Source organism: Cupriavidus sp. H39 (assembly GCF_050271075.1).
Classification (GTDB): Bacteria; Pseudomonadota; Gammaproteobacteria; order Burkholderiales; family Burkholderiaceae; genus Cupriavidus; species Cupriavidus necator_B.
On sequence record NZ_CP189848.1, the window covers coordinates 2,291,415 to 2,307,256 of the forward strand.

Genomic DNA, 15,842 nt, shown 5'->3' on the forward strand with positions numbered 1-15,842 from the left:
GAGAGAGCGTGATGGTCACACGCACTCCCGATCCCGCCGGACCCACGAGCCGGCGGGAGTGACCAGGAGAGTCAGGCCACTTTCTTGTTTTCGAAGAACTGTTCGTCTTCGGTCGAACCCTTCAGCGCGGTCGTTGACGACTGGCCGCCTTCGATGGCCTGGGTCACGGCGTCGAAGTAGCCGGTGCCGACCTCGCGCTGGTGCTTGACCGCGGTGAAGCCCTTCTCGGCCGCCTTGAACTCGGCTTCCTGCAGTTCCACGAACGCGCTCATCTGATTGCGGGCGTAGCCGTAGGCCAGGTTGAACATCGAGTAGTTCAGCGAGTGGAAGCCGGCCAGCGTGATGAACTGGAACTTGTAGCCCATCGCGCCCAGTTCCCGCTGGAACCGGGCGATGGTGGCGTCGTCCAGATTCTTCTTCCAGTTGAACGACGGCGAGCAGTTGTAGGCCAGCATCTTGCCCGGGAACCTGGCGTGCACGGCTTCGGCAAACTTCTTGGCGAACTCCAGGTCCGGCTTGCCGGTTTCGCACCACACCAGGTCAGCCACTTCGGCGTACGCCAGCGCGCGCGAGATCGACTGCTCCAGGCCGTTGCGGACGCGGTAGAAGCCTTCCACGGTGCGCTCGCCGGTGCAGAACCGCTTATCGTTGTCGTCGATGTCCGAGGTCAGCAGGTCGGCGGCCTCGGCGTCGGTGCGGGCGATCACCAGGGTCGGCACGCCCGAAACGTCGGCGGCCAGGCGCGCGGCGGTCAGCTTGGCGACGGCTTCGCGGGTCGGCACCAGCACCTTGCCGCCCATGTGGCCGCACTTCTTGACCGAAGCGAGCTGGTCTTCGAAGTGAACGCCGGCGGCGCCTGCTTCGATCATGGATTTCATCAGTTCGAAGGCGTTCAGCACGCCGCCGAAGCCGGCTTCCGCGTCCGCAACGATCGGGGCGAAGAAGTCGGTGTCACCCGTGCCTTCGCTCCACTGGATCTGGTCGGCCCGCTGGAAGGTGTTGTTGATGCGCTTGACCACCTGCGGCACCGAGTTGGCCGGGTACAGCGACTGGTCCGGGTACATTTCGCCGGCCAGGTTGGCGTCGCCGGCGACTTGCCAGCCCGACAGGTAGATCGCCTTGAGGCCGGCTTTCACTTGCTGCAGGGCCTGGTTGCCGGTCAGCGCACCGAGCGAATTGACGAACGGCTCGGTATGCAGCAGCTTCCACAGCTTTTCGGCACCCCGGCGTGCCAGGGTGTGCTCGACCTGAACCGAACCACGCAGGCGCACCACGTCTTCGGCGGTGAAATTACGCGTAATCCCCTTCCAGCGGGGATTGGTATCCCAGTCTGTTTGCAGCGCCTGGATCTGTTCTTGGCGGTTCATGGTCATGCTCCTGAAAGTGATTGGGATGGCTGAACAATTTCCTCATCACTTGCTCCTGAGCAGCGCTGCAGTGCCGTGGGGCCCTGTTTTGCGCGCTCAGGTCACGTGTCTTATATAAGAGTTTAGAGAGCCATACCGCGTTGCAACAACCCCGTTGGTGGCCTGGCGCATAGAATTTTTAATCTTGAAATTCAATAGGTTATGGATGCAATTTCACGATGCGGGACATAATATTCCATCATGAGAAATGACGTTGTGCTACGCAAAGCATGGATTTTTGCGGTTTAGAATCTCTTTCCACATCGTGAAAGAGCAAGGACCCGGTGAAGTTCCGGCACGCTGGCCAACATCGACGATGTCCGCGCCCGCTTCTCGGCCTATTTCCGCTGAAGCGACCGCACCCGCGGCGGGCGCCGCATGGGCGGCTTGAACGCGTCCTGGTTTGGCATTAAGTTGGACGCACGTGTGCGGCACATCCGCGCGTCCGACCTGGGAGCTGACATGGCAGGTTCACTTGCCGTCGACAAGACCGCAGTGTCCGGATCGTCTTCGCGAACCGCCGACTGCCCTGCCGTCCTGTTTGGCGCCTTTGACCGCCACAACTTCGGCGATCTGCTGCTGCCCCATGTCATCGCGCGCCTGCTCGCCGCGCCCGGTCTACCGGACCTCTATTACGGCGGCCTGGCCGAGCGCAACCTGGTCCCGCTGGGCGGCCATCGTGTGCGCGCGATGGCGCGGCTGGCTGCGAGCGTGGGCAACACCGCCGTCGACATCATCCATGTCGGCGGCGAGATCCTGGCCTGCAATGCCTGGGAAGCGGCCGTGATGCTGCAACCCGCCGAGCGCGCCCCTGCCATTGTGGCGAAACTCGATGCCCTGCCGCGGGAGCGGACCGCGTGGGCGCGCGAAGTGCTGGGGCTGCGGGACCGCGCGCCGTATCTGCTGCCTGCGGGCCTGTTTGCCAACGTGAGGCGGGTGATTTACCACGGCGTCGGCGGCATCACGCTGGGACAGATCGACCCGGACACGCGCCACGAAGTGATGACCAAGCTCGCAGCGGCCACCTGCGTGGGCGTCAGGGACCGGCAGACCCAGGCGATGCTGGACACCCACGGCATAGGCTGCCACCTGGAACCCGACCCGGCCGTAATGGTGGCCGCACTGTTCAGCGATCGCATCCGGCAACGCGCCCGTCACGGCGAGCTTGCTAGGCTGGTCTCCCGCTTTGCGCGCGGGTACCTCGCGGTGCAGTGCAGCGCCGACTTCGGCGACGACGACACCCTGTCGCAGCTTGCCACGCAGCTTGAACAGGTGGCCCGGCCCCGAAATCTCTGCCTGGTACTGTTCCGCGCCGGCGCGGCGCCGTGGCACGACGACCTGGCCTGCTACCGGCGCCTCGCGGCGCGACTGGTGGGCACACCGGCCGCGCTGTTTGGCTCGCTGAACCTGTGGGATATCTGCGCCCTGATCGCACACAGCCGCGGCTTCGTCGGCAGCAGCCTGCATGGCAGCATTGTCGCGGCCGCGTTCGCACTGCCCCGCCTGGGCGTGCTGCGGCCCGGGCAGGCGCTTGCGGCAAGCAAGCAGGCTGCCTTCGCCGCGACCTGGGGCACGGCCGACGTGCCCGCGGCGGTGGCGGTGAACGAGCTGGCCGCCGGCATGGACCAGGCCATGGCAACGGCGCCAGCGCAGCGCGAAGCGCTCGCCGGAGCCCTGGTGAACGCCTTCCGGGCCAGCTTCAAGGCGGTCCACCACGCATAGAGGGCACGCCGATGAAGTTGCCTGGTGGCAGCGCAGCGGCTGTCCTCAGCGTAAACCCCGAGGCGATATCCGTCACATTGACAGTTTGCTGACAGCCTTGCCTCCTAGAATCGGTCCCCCGGCTGGCTGTACCGGCTCTCGCATGCCGGAGCTCGGTGCCCGCCCCGCGCCAGCACGAGAAAACAGGGCCCGCCGGCCCGTAACCGTGGCCGGATCGAAGCCCGCTACATGACAGGAAAGCAAATGGAAAACGGTGCACGCGAACAGATCCCGGCCACGCTGATTCCCGGCGATGGCATCGGCCCCGAAGTGGTGGACGCCACCGTCAGGGTGCTCGACGCGCTGGGCGCCCCGTTTGCCTGGGAGATCCGGCATGCGGGCATGGCCGGCGTCGACTACAGCGGCGACCCCATGCCGGAGGAGACGCTCGACAGCATCCGCCGCACCGGGCTGGCGCTGAAGGGCCCGCTGACCACGCCGGTCGGCGGCGGCTTCCGCTCGGTCAATGTGCGCCTGCGCGAGACCTTCAACCTTTACGCCAATGTGCGCCCGGCCCGCACGCTGGTGCCGGGCCGCTTCGACAACATCGACCTCGTGCTGGTGCGCGAGAACGTCGGCGGCTTCTACGTGGCGCACGACTATTACATCCCGGTCGGCGACGATCCGCATGCGGTGGCGGTATCCACCGGCAACAACACGCGCGAGGCGTGCCAGCGCATTGCCCGCTTCGCGTTCGAGTACGCGCTCCGGAACGGCCGCAAGAAGATCACCGTGGTGCACAAGGCCAACATCCTGAAAGCGCTCACCGGCATCTTCCTCGACGCCGCCCGCGAAGTGGCCGGTGACTACGCCGGACGCGTCGAGATGGACGACATCATTGTCGATGCCTGCGCCATGCAGCTGGTGCTCAATCCATGGCGCTTCGACATGCTGCTCTGTACCAACCTGTTCGGCGACATCCTGTCGGACCAGATCGCCGGCCTGGTGGGCGGCCTCGGCATGGCCCCGGGCGCCAACATCGGCGACCAGGCCGCCATCTTCGAGGCGGTGCACGGCTCGGCCCCCGACATCGCGGGCAAGGGCATTGCCAACCCGATCTCGCTGATGCTGGCCGCGGGCCTGATGCTGGACCACGTCGGCCGCCAGGACCTGGCCACGCGGCTGCGCGCCGCAATCGCGCTGACGCTCAACCAGGACCAGGTGAAGACCGGCGACCTCCACGGCACCGCTTCCACGCTGCAATTCGCCGACGCGGTAACGAAACGCATCGTTTCGGCCGCCTGATCCCCTCTCCAACCGCCGCTCATCGCCCTCGCGCGGCCTGAGCGGCATCGTGACTTTTTTAGAAGATGTTGACTTTGCTTGCTTACGCCATGGTGGTCGTGTTCATGGCACTGATCATGACCAAGCGGCTCTCCGCCATGGTGGCGCTGATCCTGGTTCCGATTGCCTTCGGCCTGATCGGCGGCTTTGGCCCGGAACTCGGGCCGATGATGCTGGACGGCGTCAAGAAGCTGGCGCCGACCGGCGTGATGCTGATGTTCGCGATCCTGTATTTCGGCCTGATGATCGATGCCGGCCTGTTCGACCCGGTAGTGCGCGTCATCCTGAAGCTGGTCGGCGGCGATCCGGTCAAGATCATCGTCGGCACCTTCGTGCTGGCCGCGCTGGTGTCGCTCGACGGCGACGGCTCGACCACCTACATGATCACCTGCGCCGCCATGCTGCCGCTGTACAAGCGGCTGGGCCTGAGCCGGCTGGTGCTCGCCTGCGTGATCATGATGGCAGGCGGGCTGATGAACATCCTGCCGTGGGGCGGCCCGACCGCGCGTGCCGCCAGCGCGCTCGGCGTCGAGGTGGGATCGCTGTTCGTGCCGATGATCCTGCCGATGCTCGTCACCGGCATGTGGGGCATGTTCGTGGCCTTCCTGCTCGGCCGGCGCGAACGCAAGCGGCTGGGCCACCTCGCGCTGATGACTGCCGGGACTGCAGCGACCGGTGCGGCCGCAATCTCCGGCCATGGCGCGGCGGCACTGGCCACGGGCGATGCGCAGATCGCCCGGCCGCGGCTGCTGTGGTTCAACCTGCTGCTGACCCTCGGGCTGATGGTCATGCTGATCCTCGGCATATTCCCGCTGCCCGCGCTGTTCATCGTCGCGAGCGCGATCGCGCTGATGGTCAACTACCCGAGCCTGGGCGAGCAGAAGGAACGGATCGGCGCCCATGCGGCCAACGTCGTGCCGGTGGTATCGCTGATCTTCGCGGCAGGCATCTTCGTCGGCATCCTGTCGGGCACCAGGATGGTCGACGCCATCGCCAACAGCGTCATCAGCGCCGTGCCGGCCTGGATGGGCCCCTACCTGGCACTTGTCACCGGTGTGCTGAGCGTCCCGTTTACATTCTTCATCTCGAATGACGCGTTCTACTTCGGCGTCCTGCCGATCCTGGCCAAGGCCGCAGCGATGTATGGGATCAGCGCCGCCGAGATCGGGCGCGCCTCGCTGATCGGCCAGCAAGTGCACCTGCTGAGCCCGCTGGTGGCGTCGACGTATCTGCTGGTCGGACTGGCCGAAGTCGAATTCGGCGATCACCAGCGCTATACGATGCTGTGGGCGCTGTCGGCAGCGCTGGTCATGATGCTGGCCACGGTGTGCTTCGGCGTGATTCCCATCGTTGGCCGGATGGCGTGACCGCAACCGCGCCCGCTCCTGCGCGGATGCAGGGGCAGGCGCAGTCAGGCGGCGGCGTGGTCGCGCGCGCGGCGATAGGCGACCCAGTCGCCGCTGTCGATGCGCGGCAGCGTGGCTACCGCGGCTTCGGCCACCGGGTACAGCAGGCAGGCGAGGGGGTGGCCGTGGTGCAGCACATCCCGCTGCTCGCGCACGAACAGCGTGGCCTGGCCCGGATAGACCTCCTCGATTTCGTCCAGCACCGGCAACAGCGCGTCGGCGATGTCGTAGATATCGCCAAGCACCGGTCCGCTGCCGGCGTCCAGAACCAGGCCGGGATAGGTGCCGAAGTCATACAGCCGGCCGCTCACCGTACCCGTGCCCAGCAGCGTCGGCGCGGCAATGCCGTGGCGCCGGGCCGCGGCATTCAGGTCGTTGACCTCGCCGGCACGCAGCGTGCCGTAGACGAAGACGCGCGGCATGCTCAGCGCTCCAGCGCTTCGTCCGAGACCAGGATCCCGTCGACATCGACATAGATCCAGTTGCCCGGGCGCACCACGGCGCCAGGCATCTGCACCGTGACCTCGCTCTCGCCCACGTTGCGCTTCTGGCTCTTCTGCGGATGCGCGGCCAGCGCGCGGATGCCGATGTCGCACACGTCCAGCTCGGCGGTATCGCGGATGCAGCCGTTGACGACGATGCCGACCCAGCCGTTCTTCTCGGCCAGCAGGCCCAGGTTGCCGCCCACCAGCGCGCAGCGCAGCGAGCCGCCGCCGTCGACCACCAGCACGCGCCCCTGTCCCGGCGATTCCAGCGTGGCGCGCACCAGCGAGTTGTCTTCGAACACCTTGAGCGTCGCGGCAGGACCGGCAAACGCGGGCTGCCTGCCGAAGGCGCGGAACACCGGCGCCATCACGCGCAGGCTGCCTTCGGCAAGGCGGTCTTCATGCGCGTCGCACAGGTCGGTGGTGACGGGCTTCATCTACGGTCTCCTGATAGCAAGAAAAGAATGCGGTCGGGCAGCGCGGCCTCAGGGGTTCCCGCTGGCCAGCGCCTGCGCCCGGATCGCGCTCAGCGTGGTGCGCGGCGTGATCACGTCGGGGTCCACCTGGATCTCGATCAGCGTCGACACCGGCGCGGCCAGCGCTTCGCGCAGCGCCGGCGCAAAGCCCTCAGTCGTGGTCACGGTAGCGCCGCGTGCACCATAGGCGCGCGCCAGCGCGGCAAAGTCAGGGTTGTGCAGCTCGGTGCCGGACACATGCGTCGGGTATTCGCGTTCCTGGTGCATGCGGATGGTGCCGTACATGCCGTTATTGACGACGATGAAGATCACCGGCGCCTGGTATTGCATCGATGTAGCAAGTTCCTGGCCATTCATCAGGAAACAGCCGTCGCCCGCCAGCGCCACCACGGTCCGCTGCGGGAAAGCGATCTTCGCCCCCACTGCCGCGGGCACGCCGTAGCCCATCGCGCCGCTGGTCGGCGCGAGCTGGCCACGCCCGCCGCTGGTGAACGGGCGATAGTGGAAATAGCGGTGCAGCCAGCCGGCATAGTTGCCCGCGCCGTTGGTCACGACCGCGTCGGCCGGCAGCATCTGGTCCAGCGTGCGGATGACTTCGGCCATATCGACGCCCTGCCCCATGAACGGCGGCGGTTGCAGGTAGCGCTCGTAGTCGGCGTGCGCGGCTTCGGTCCAGGCTTGCCAGCGTGGCGCGGCCGGGGGCTGCAGCATGGCCAGGCGCGCGGCGATGGCCGGCATCGACGCCTGGATCATCAGGTCGGCCTGGTACACGCTGCCCAGCTCTTCGGCGCCGGCGTGCACATGGACCAGCGTCTGCGCGGGCCGCGGCGCCGCGATCAATGCGTAGCCGCCGGTGGTCATCTCGCCCAGCCGCGGGCCGATCGCGAGCACCAGGTCAGCGTTGCGGATGCGTTCGGCCAGCGCAGGGTTGATGCCGATGCCGACATCGCCGGCATAGTTGGGATGGCGGTTGTCGAACAGGTCCTGGCCACGGAAGGCACAGCCCACCGGCAGCGCGAAGCGCTCGGCAAAGGCCTGCAGATTGGCGCAAGCCTGCGGCGTCCAGCCGCTGCCGCCGGCCAGCACGAAGGGGCGCTCGGCGGCGTTCAGCATGTCGGCCAGCCGCGCCAGCTCACCCTCGCCGGGCCACGCCATGACGCGCTGGTACGCCTGCAACTGCGGCACCGCGGCCGTCTGCGCCAGCATGTCTTCGGGCAGTGCCAGCACCACCGGGCCGGGACGGCCCGCGGTGGCGGTCTGGTAGGCGCGCGCGATGTATTCGGGGATGCGCTCGACCCGGTCGATCTGCGCCACCCACTTGGCCATCTGGCCGAACATGCGGCGGTAGTCGATTTCCTGGAAGGCCTCGCGGTCCATGAAATCGGTGCCGACCTGGCCGATGAACAGGATCATCGGCGTCGAGTCCTGGAACGCGGTATGCACCCCGATGCTGGCATTGGTGGCGCCCGGCCCGCGCGTGCAGAAGGCCAGCCCGGGGCGGCCGGTGAGCTTGCCGTAGGCTTCCGCCATCACGGCGGCGCCGCCCTCCTGGCGGCAGACGATAAAGCGCAGCTGGTCGCGGCGGCGGTGGAAGCCGTCAAGCACCGCCAGGTAGCTTTCGCCCGGCACGCCGAAGGCCAGCTCGGCCCCGTGCGCCAGCAGCGCGTCGACCAGGATATGGCCGCCCGGCAGCGGCGTGCCGCGATCGGCGTCTTCAGGCTGGGTGGCGTTGGCCGGCGTCGTTGGCATGGAAACGTTCCTCAGGCAATCGGATTCGGATAGCGGTTGGCTGGACTGGCTGGCCGCGCTAGGCGGCCCCCGCCCGGGCGGCGGCGTGGCTGCGCGAGCGGTTGCCATTGCCCACCGTCACCGCAGTGAAGATGGACAGCAGCTGGAAGCCGCCGATCATGAAGAAGACCCAGGCCGGCAGCCTGGCATCCATCAGCGCGCCGAAGAACAGCGGGCCGCAGGCCAGGCCGATATCCAGCCCCGAGTAGACCACGCCGTAGACGCGCCCGGTGGCGCCGGCCGGGGCTGCCGCGCGCACCAGCAGGTCGCGCGAGGGCCCGGCGGTGCCGGCGCCAAAGCCGATCACGCCCATCAGCACCGGCACCAGCAGCGCCGGCACCAGGTTCAGCCCCACCAACACCGCCATCAGCCCCGACACGGTAAAGCTCACCGCAATCAGGCGGTCATGGTTGCTGGTGCGGCTGGCGGCAAAGCCGCCGACGATCATGCCCCCGGCGCTGCACAGCATGTAGATGGTGTACGACGCGGTGGCCAGCGTGAACGGCATGCCGTAGAGGTAAGTCAGCGCGGTCGGGGCAAAGCTCTGGATGCCGGCGGCGGAAAACGTGGTCAGCAGGAAAAAGCCCCAGCACACCCACACCTGCGGCAGGCGCAGGAAACCCAGCACGCTGGCGCCCGCCGCGGCCCTGGCGGCGGGACGGCCCACCGCGCCCCGCACTTCGCGGGGGTCCAGCACATGGCGCAGCGCCGCCAGCACGGCCAGCACGATGAAGGCCACCGCCGACGCCGCCGCCAGCGCCACGCGCCAGCTGGCCAGGTTGGCAACCGCCACCAGGAACAGCGGCGCCGCGGCCCAGCCCAGGTTGCCGGAAATGCCGTGCACCGAGAACGCGTGGCCCAGCCGCGGCTGCGACACATGCTTGTTCAGCAGCGTGAAGTCAGCCGGATGGAATACGCCGTTGCCCAACCCCGCCACCGCGGCGCCGAACAGCAGCCCTGCATAGCCGCTACTGGCCGACAGCAGCAAGGCCGCGGCGCCCAGGCAGGCCAGCCCGCCGAACAGCACCGGCCGCGCGCCGAAGCGGTCGACCACAAAGCCGGACGCCGTCTGCACCACCGCCGAGACCGCGAAGAACACCGTCATCAGCAGGCCCAGCTCGGCATAGCTCAGCCCGAACTCGGCCTTGATCCATGGGAACAGCGGGGCCAGCAACAGGTGATAGAAATGCGAGACCCCGTGCGCCAGCCCCACCAGCCCGATCACCTGGGCGTCGTGGCGAAGGGAGTTGCGCGTGGGTTCGAGGGCGGCGGTGGACATGGCGCTGGCGGTCGGAGGGACGATACGGTGGGCTGGGCGGCAGGCAAAAAAAATACGGGCCGAAGCCCGCATCATAGAGGAAAACCCCTGCCCGCTGCCGCCAGGTGGCGGTCACGCCGCCCCAGTCCTGTCCCGTCCCTGGCCCGTCGGCGCGCTCACATCTGCTTGAACAGGTGCGCGTACTGGCGCGCCACCGGCAGCAGTTCCGGGCGGTCGCGCAGCCGCAGCGACAGCCGGCCCAGCGACTGGTTGACCGCGCTGGCCACGCAGCCGATGTTGACCACGGTGCCGCGGTGCACCTGCCAGAAGCGCTCGGGATCCAGCTGCTGCGTCAGCTCGCGCAGGCTGGTGCGGATCAGCGCCTCGCCGGCACCCGAGACCACGTTGACGTACTTGTCGGTGGCTTCGAGGTAGATCACTTCATCGACGGGGATGATGCGCACCTCCTGCCCCACCAGCGCCTTGATAAAGCGCAGGTACTGGCGTTGCGGCGCGCCGGCGGCGCCCGGGGTGGCATGCTCCAGGGATTCCAGCCGTGCCAGCAACTGGCCCAGCCGGTCGGTCTCGGCCGTTGCGGCGTCATCGTCGCCGTCGTCCGCTTCCGCGGGATCGGACAGCCGCGCCTTGAGGCGCTGGACGGTCGCCTCCAGCCGTTCGCGCTGCACCGGCTTGAGCACGTAGTCCACCGCGGCGCGCTCGAAGGCCTCCAGCGCAAACTGGTCGTAGGCGGTGACGAAGACCACCAGCGGCGGCGCGTCGAATTCGATCAGTTCGCGCGCCACGTCCATGCCGCTCATGCCCGGCATGCGGATATCCAGGAAGGCCACTCGCGGCTGGTGCTCGCGCGCCGCCGCCAGCGCGGCCACGCCATCGTGGACCACTGACACCACCCGGGCTTCCGGCCACAAGGACGTCAGTTCGGATTCCAGCACGCGCGCAAGCAGCACTTCGTCGTCGGCAATCAACAGGGTCGGGGTCATGGGGGCGTGGGGGGCGGTCGCGGGGTAGTAGGCGGCACCCATGCAGGCAGTGCCGCCCTTGGTACTTGTTCTGGTCAGACGCACTGGCAGGCCAGTGGGTTCAGAGCCGTGGCATGGCGGCCGCGGATACCGGCATGCCCTCGGGCACGGCGGTGACGGTCTGGGTCACGGCGGGCGCCTCGGCCGGGCGCTCCAGCGGCAGCGTCAGCCGCACCACCACGCCGCGCGGCGTGTTCTCTTCCATCTGCATGGTCGCAGCCGCGCCGAAAATGCGCGCCAGCCGCTCGCGCACATGCGTGATGCCCAGCCCGGATCCCTTGCCCGAGGCATGGCCGAAACCCACGCCGGTATCGGCGATCACGACCTGCACCGCGTTGTCGCCGGCCGCGCGCGCCGACAGCCGGATATGGCCGCCGATCATGCAGGGCTCGATGCCGTGCGTGACCGCGTTTTCCACCAGCGGCTGGATCAGCATGGGCGGGATCTCCACCTTGGCCAGTTCGCGCGGCAGGTCGATCTCGTACGAGAGCCGCTGGCCGAAACGCATCGCCTGGATCTCCAGGTAGCTGCGCAACAGCTCGAACTCTTGCCGCAGCGTGCATTGCTCGGCGCGGGTATGCGCCAGCGACATGCGCAGGAAGCCGATCAGCCGCTGCAGCAACTGCCGCGCCGCCGGCGGATCGGTGGCGATCAGCCCATCGAGGTTGGCCAGCGAGTTGAACAGGAAATGCGGCTCGATCTGCGCCTGCAGTGCCATCAGCTGCGCGCGCACCAGCTGCTTTTCGGCCTCCTCGCGCTGCAGCGCGTCCAGCGCCGCCTGCCGTTCCAGCGACGCCAGTTTCTCGCGCGACCAGTAGAAATAGATCATCGATGCGGCCGCCAGCATGCCCACCACCAGGCACATGCGCAGCATGCCGCCGGCTTCGTCCGCCGATTTGGGCGGCAGGTCCAGCACCACGCGCGTGGCCCAGCTGCCGAACACCACGCCGGCCGGCACGGCCGCGGCGGCAAGCAGCAGGAAGGGCCAGCGGCGCGGCCGGTCGTTCCACCAGATCACCACGCGCGGGATGTCGATCAGCACCCAGATCGACAGGCCGATCAGCTGGCTGTAGACGAAGTTGTGCCACAGCGAGCCGCCGGTCTGGAAGCCGTAGTTCAGGCTGATCGCGATCACCGAGTTCATGCACAGCACGAACAGCAGGTCGCGCCCGAGGATATTGATCCGGGACGGGATGGCGGTGGCGACGTGTGAGAAGCAGCGGTCCATGGCGTTCATGTTAGCGCGGCTTTCGCCATGCGCAATACAGCAGCTGACGGGACGGCGGCATGGGGGCGTCAGCCACCCTGCCCGCTCGCATCGCTGGAGCGCGGCGCAGGCACCGGCGCCGGGCTGCGGCCGGCCAGCGCGCGCCACCATTGCCCGGACAGCACATAGCGGGGAAAGGTGATCCACTGCTCGGCCAGGATGCGCCCCGCGATGTCAGCAGGCCCGGCAAACGGTTCCGGCGCATGGGCTTCAAGCCGGTGGCCGCGGCCCTGCAGCGCCATTGACATGCCCATGCACACCAGCCCCAGCGCGATCGCCGGCAGGTTCAGGCGCAGCAGGCCATAGAGGCCCAGCACCGTGCCGGCCATGAACATCGGCACGGCCACGATATGCAGCAGCAGGTTGCGGGGATGCTGGTGGTTGCGGGCATAGCCGCGCCACTGCCAGCGCAGCAGCGGTTCGTCGTCGCGCATGATCGTCTCTCTCCCTTGCCCGGTCGTTGCCGGCCGGCGGCCGTGCGCAAGCTTTGTTGCGCTGCGGTACACGTGGCCGCCCTGGCCGGAATGCCAGTCGGGCACGTGCAGGGAATGTACCGCGCGGAGCAGGCTGGCGAAAGCCTCTTGCGACGAACGGCGGGCACGGGGTGCGAACGGCACCGTGCGGGTGCCGACGGCGTGGCTGCCGGGCGGCGCAGGTGATGTCGCCGCCGCGTGGGGGTCAGGCGGCCAGGGCCTGGCGGTCCTGCTCGGATAGCGCGCTGCTTACGGTATCGCGCGACAGGTGTGGCGCGAACATGTTGATGAAGGCGTGCGCATAGCCGCGCAGGTAAGCGCCGCGGCGCACCGCCACGCTGGTGGTGTTGGGCGCGAACAGGTGGTCGGCCGAGATCCGCACCAGGCCGGAGTCCTTGCGTTCGTCGTAGGCCATCGAGGCGATGATGCCAACGCCCAGGTCCAGTTCGGCATAGGTCTTGATCACGTCCGCGTCCAGCGCCGTCAGCACGATCTCCGGCTGCAGCCCGGCCTCGGCAAAGGCGCTGTCGATCTTGCGGCGGCCGGTGAAACCGGCGTCGTAGGTAATCAGCTGGAAGCCCGCCACATCTTCGAGCGTCGGTTCTGGGAGGCGCGTAAGCGGATGGTCGGGCGACACCACCAGCACATGCTGCCAGCTGTACGCCTCGAACGAGGTCAGTCCGGCCTCCGTCGCCAGCGCCTCGGTGGCGATGCCGATATCGGCCTGCCCGGTCAGCAGCAGCTCGACGATATGCGTGGGCGAAGCTTCCTGCAGGGCCAGCGTCACGTGCGGATATTCGCGGCGGAAGGCCTGCACCACGCGCGGCAAGGCATAGCGCGCCTGCGTGTGCGTGGTGGCAACAGTGAGCCGGCCGGTGTGGCGGCCGGCGTATTCGTCGCCGGCCTGGCGCAGGTTCTCGGCTTCGAGCAGCAGGCGCTCGACGATGCGCACGATCTCGCGGCCGGGCTCGGTCAGCCCGGTCAGGCGCTTGCCGTAGCGCTCGAAGATCTCCACGCCCAGTTCTTCCTCCAGCTCGCGGATCTGGCGCGACACGCCGGGCTGCGAGGTATAGAGCGCGTTGGCGACCTCGGTCAGGTTGAACTGGCGGCGCACCGCCTCGCGGATCGAACGGAGTTGCTGGAAGTTCATCGTGCGGCCTCTTGTTTATTGGTCAGCGTGGTGCCGTTGGCCTGCGTAAAGACGCGCAGCTGCCGCGGGCGCACGGCGAGCAGTTCGCCCTCCCTGAAGCCCGCGTGGCGAAAGCGCTCGAGCGGCAGCGCCACCTCGATCACGTCCTGGTTGTCTTCCCGCTCGAGCTCGAGCTGGGCCACCGGGCCCAGCGTCAGCGCGCGGCGCAGCGTCACGGCAATGCCGTCGGCGCCGGGCGCATACCGCTCCAGGTCCAGGTCGTGCGGGCGGACATAGGCGACCGCATCGCCCGCGGTTTCATGCCCGCTGCCGACCACCGGCAGCACCGCCTCGCCGGTATGCAGCAGGCCACCGCTCTCGCCCACTTCGAGCCGGCCGTGGAACAGGTTGACGTTGCCGAGGAAGCCGAACACGAACGGCGTGGCCGGATGGTTGTAGACCGCCTCGGGCGAGCCGTGCTGCTCGACGCGGCCGCGGTTCATCAGTACCACCTGGTCCGCCACTTCCAGCGCTTCTTCCTGGTCGTGCGTGACGAAGACGCTGGTCACATGCAGTTCATCGTGCAGCCGGCGCAGCCAGCGGCGCAGCTCCTTGCGCACCTTGGCGTCGAGCGCGCCGAAGGGTTCGTCGAGCAGCAGCACGCGCGGCTCCACCGCCAGCGCGCGGGCCAGCGCAATGCGCTGGCGCTGGCCGCCGGACAGCTGCGACGGGTAGCGGTCGGCCAGCCAGTCGAGCTGCACCAGGTCGAGCAGTGCATGCACCTTCTCGCGGATCTGCGCTTCGCCCGGGCGCTCGGCACGCGGCTTCACGCGCAGGCCGAAGGCCACGTTCTCGAACACGCTCATATGCTTGAACAACGCATAGTGCTGGAACACGAAGCCCACCTGGCGCTGGCGCACATGCTGGTCCGAGGCATCGCGCCCGGCCAGCACGATCTGGCCCGCGTCGGCGCGCTCCAGGCCGGCGATGATGCGCAGCAGCGTGGTCTTGCCGCAGCCGGACGGCCCCAGCAGGGCGGTCAGCTCGCCTTCGTCGAAATCGAGCGAGACATTGTCCAGCGCGACGAAATCGCCAAAGCGCTTCTCTACATTCTTGACCTGGATGCTCATGATGCTTGTCCTTGCACTGAAGCCGGCAGGCTTGCCAGTGGCCGCTCCGGCGCGGCCGCTTCGGTTTCCTTGCGGGCGCGGAATTCCACCAGCGTCTTGAGGCCCAGCGTGACCAGGGCCAGCAGCGTCAGCACCGACGCCACCGCGAAGGCCGCCGCGAAGTTGTACTCGTTGTAAAGGATCTCCACGTGCAGCGGCATGGTGTTGGTCAGCCCGCGGATATGGCCCGATACCACCGACACCGCGCCGAACTCGCCCATCGCGCGCGCATTGCACAGGATCACGCCGTACAGCAGGCCCCAGCGGATATTGGGCAGCGTGATATGGCGGAAGGTCTGCCAGCCCGACGCGCCCAGCACGATCGCGGCCTCTTCCTCTTCGCTGCCCTGCGCCTGCATCAGCGGAATCAGCTCGCGCGCCACGAAGGGAAAGGTCACGAAGATGGTGGCCAGCACGAGGCCCGGCACCGCGAACAGGATCTTGATGTCGTGCGCTTCCAGCCACGGACCCAGCCAGCCCTGCGCGCCGAACAGCAGCACATAGACCAGCCCCGAAATCACCGGCGACACCGAGAACGGCAGGTCGATCAGCGTGATCAGCAGGTTCTTGCCGCGGAAATCGAACTTGGCGATGGCCCATGCCGCCGCCACGCCGAACACCACGTTCAGCGGCACCGCGATCGCCGCCACGGTCAGCGTGAGCTGGATCGCGGCCAGCGCGTCGGGCTCGACCAGCGCTTCCCAGTAGGTCTGCACGCCCTTGCGCAAGGCTTCATAGAACACCGAAGCGAGCGGCACGAACAGGAACAGCGTGAGGAACAGCACCGCCACCGCGATCAGCGTATAGCGCACCCATGGCGCCTCGCCGGTGGCGTCGAAGCGGTGATGGGCCCTGGCGTTGCCGTGCCCGCCGAGGCGTCCCGCGATTGCGCCGGCCATC

Annotated in this window: 14 protein-coding genes; 3 read left to right on the top strand and 11 right to left on the bottom strand. The window is 68.0% G+C overall.

What is annotated here, in order from left to right; genetic code table 11:
- Positions 1-71: 71 nt before the first annotated feature.
- A complete protein-coding gene (gene aceA, locus ACOCMH_RS25965) occupies positions 72-1,367 on the bottom strand; it encodes an isocitrate lyase (protein ID WP_427309915.1) in 1,296 nt (431 codons plus the stop codon).
- A 501-nt stretch (positions 1,368-1,868) separates the two neighbouring features.
- Between aceA and ACOCMH_RS25970 the strand changes: the two genes are divergently transcribed.
- The 3 genes from ACOCMH_RS25970 to ACOCMH_RS25980 all read left to right on the top strand — a co-directional run bounded on the left by ACOCMH_RS25970 (position 1,869) and on the right by ACOCMH_RS25980 (position 5,818).
- On the top strand, positions 1,869-3,128 hold the full coding sequence (locus ACOCMH_RS25970; protein ID WP_427309917.1) for a polysaccharide pyruvyl transferase family protein: 1,260 nt from the start codon (positions 1,869-1,871) through the stop codon (positions 3,126-3,128).
- Positions 3,129-3,371: 243 nt separating this feature from the next.
- Positions 3,372-4,412 carry an isocitrate/isopropylmalate dehydrogenase family protein gene (locus tag ACOCMH_RS25975; RefSeq protein ID WP_427309919.1) on the top strand — a complete coding sequence of 347 codons (1,041 nt, stop codon included), beginning with the start codon at positions 3,372-3,374 and terminating at the stop codon, positions 4,410-4,412.
- Between the two features lie 65 nt (positions 4,413-4,477).
- Positions 4,478-5,818: a CitMHS family transporter gene (locus ACOCMH_RS25980; protein ID WP_427309921.1), complete on the top strand. Its 1,341-nt coding sequence runs from the start codon at positions 4,478-4,480 to the stop codon at positions 5,816-5,818.
- 44 nt (positions 5,819-5,862) lie between these two features.
- Here ACOCMH_RS25980 and ACOCMH_RS25985 read toward each other — a convergent pair whose 3' ends face one another.
- The 10 genes from ACOCMH_RS25985 to cysW form a co-directional block, all read right to left on the bottom strand.
- The gene (locus tag ACOCMH_RS25985) at positions 5,863-6,279 is read right to left on the bottom strand and encodes a gamma-glutamylcyclotransferase family protein (protein ID WP_427309923.1); all 417 of its coding nucleotides are present in this window, start codon (positions 6,277-6,279) and stop codon (positions 5,863-5,865) included.
- Positions 6,280-6,281: 2 nt separating this feature from the next.
- Complete coding sequence (gene rraA / locus ACOCMH_RS25990) at positions 6,282-6,779, bottom strand: ribonuclease E activity regulator RraA (RefSeq protein WP_427309925.1); 498 nt, start codon at positions 6,777-6,779, stop codon at positions 6,282-6,284.
- A 48-nt stretch (positions 6,780-6,827) separates the two neighbouring features.
- Complete coding sequence (locus ACOCMH_RS25995) at positions 6,828-8,567, bottom strand: thiamine pyrophosphate-binding protein (RefSeq protein WP_427309927.1); 1,740 nt, start codon at positions 8,565-8,567, stop codon at positions 6,828-6,830.
- A 58-nt stretch (positions 8,568-8,625) separates the two neighbouring features.
- Positions 8,626-9,885, bottom strand: coding sequence for an MFS transporter (locus ACOCMH_RS26000; RefSeq protein ID WP_427309929.1), 1,260 nt, complete (start codon positions 9,883-9,885; stop codon positions 8,626-8,628).
- 155 nt (positions 9,886-10,040) lie between these two features.
- A complete protein-coding gene (locus ACOCMH_RS26005) occupies positions 10,041-10,865 on the bottom strand; it encodes a LytR/AlgR family response regulator transcription factor (protein ID WP_427309931.1) in 825 nt (274 codons plus the stop codon).
- Between the two features lie 100 nt (positions 10,866-10,965).
- A complete protein-coding gene (locus ACOCMH_RS26010) occupies positions 10,966-12,141 on the bottom strand; it encodes a sensor histidine kinase (RefSeq protein ID WP_427309932.1) in 1,176 nt (391 codons plus the stop codon).
- Between the two features lie 59 nt (positions 12,142-12,200).
- Positions 12,201-12,605 carry a terminase gene (locus ACOCMH_RS26015; protein ID WP_427309934.1) on the bottom strand — a complete coding sequence of 135 codons (405 nt, stop codon included), beginning with the start codon at positions 12,603-12,605 and terminating at the stop codon, positions 12,201-12,203.
- Positions 12,606-12,849: 244 nt separating this feature from the next.
- The gene (locus ACOCMH_RS26020) at positions 12,850-13,794 is read right to left on the bottom strand and encodes a CysB family HTH-type transcriptional regulator (protein WP_012353037.1); all 945 of its coding nucleotides are present in this window, start codon (positions 13,792-13,794) and stop codon (positions 12,850-12,852) included.
- Positions 13,791-14,903 (bottom strand): sulfate/molybdate ABC transporter ATP-binding protein, encoded by a 1,113-nt coding sequence (locus tag ACOCMH_RS26025; protein ID WP_427309935.1) that lies wholly within the window; start codon positions 14,901-14,903, stop codon positions 13,791-13,793. Before ACOCMH_RS26025 ends, ACOCMH_RS26020 begins: the two co-directional genes overlap by 4 nt.
- Positions 14,900-15,841 (bottom strand): sulfate ABC transporter permease subunit CysW, encoded by a 942-nt coding sequence (gene cysW / locus ACOCMH_RS26030; RefSeq protein ID WP_427309936.1) that lies wholly within the window; start codon positions 15,839-15,841, stop codon positions 14,900-14,902. Before cysW ends, ACOCMH_RS26025 begins: the two co-directional genes overlap by 4 nt.
- Position 15,842: the final 1 nt, after the last annotated feature.